Here is a 1,242-nt window from a genome sequence, read left to right as displayed (position 1 = left end):
ACCAGGAGCCAGCGGTGGGTGAGGGGTCGGGGGTCGCCCGTCGGCAGCGGCTTCCACACGATCCGATACCGCAACTCCCCCACCGGGTCGGCCACCACGACCGTCGTGGTGGCGGAGCCGGTCGGAGTAGGTGCCCAATAGTGGCGTCGTTGGAACGGATACGTCGGCAGGTCCACCAACCGCGCGTTCGTGCCCGCGAACACCCCACCCCAGTCCACGTCCATGCCACCCACGAACGCCTCACCCACCGACGTGAGGAACCGACCCCACCCGCCATCGTCACGCCGCAGCGACCCCACCACCACCGGCCGCACACCCGCATCCACCACCGCCGCCGACTCCAACACCCCACCCGCCAGAACCGGATGCCCCGAACACTCCACAAACCCCGAGAACCCGTCCGCCACCAACCGCCCCACAGCATCCGCGAACAACACCCGCTCCCGCAGATTCCGATACCAATACCCACCATCCAGAGCATGACCGTCGACCAGACCACCCACCAGAGAGGAATAAAACGGCACACTGCCCTGCTGCGGGGACAAGCCATCCAGAAGCCGCGACAGCTCCCCCTCCACCGCCTCCACATGCGCCGAATGCGACGCATAATCCACCGCCACCCGCCGCACCCACACACCATCACGCTCACAGTCGGCTATGAACCCCTCCGCCGCCTCCACGTCCCCCGACACCACCGTCAACGACGGACCATTCACCGCCGCCACACCCAACCGGCCGTGCCACCCCACCAACCGGCCCTCGACAGCAGCCACCGCAAGCGCCACCGACACCATCGCCCCACCACCGACCAACACCCCACCAATCACCCGCGACCGCAACGCCACCACCCGCGCACCATCAACCACGCTCAACACACCCGCCACCACCGCAGCCGCCACCTCACCCTGCGAATGCCCCACCACCGCATCCGGCGTCACACCCACCGACACCCACAACCGCGCCAACGACACCATCACCGCCCACGACACCGGCTGCACCACATCAACCCGACCCCACAATCCCCCACCCGCACCGCCACGCACCACCTCCAACAAATCCCAATCCACAAACCCCGCCAACGCCCGCCCACACTCCACCATCGAACCGGCAAACACCTCCGACTCGTCCAACAACACCGCACCCATACCCACCCACTGCCACCCCTGACCCGGAAACACAAACACCACCCGACCACCACCAACCGCCACACCCGAACCCACCGAACCCACCACCACCGAACCC

1 protein-coding gene is annotated in these 1,242 nt (G+C 67.4%); it reads right to left on the bottom strand.

Going from position 1 to position 1,242, the window contains the following annotated elements; genetic code table 11:
* Window positions 1-1,187 (bottom strand): acyltransferase domain-containing protein (locus AC0AIB_RS30970; RefSeq protein WP_465098041.1); only part of this gene is annotated, 1,187 nt, incomplete at its 3' end.
* Window positions 1,188-1,242 lie beyond the last annotated feature (55 nt).

Source organism: Micromonospora sp. DSM 43699 (assembly GCF_055517075.1).
Note: the sequence above shows the minus strand (reverse complement) of the source record. Positions and strands in the feature narration are given on the sequence as shown.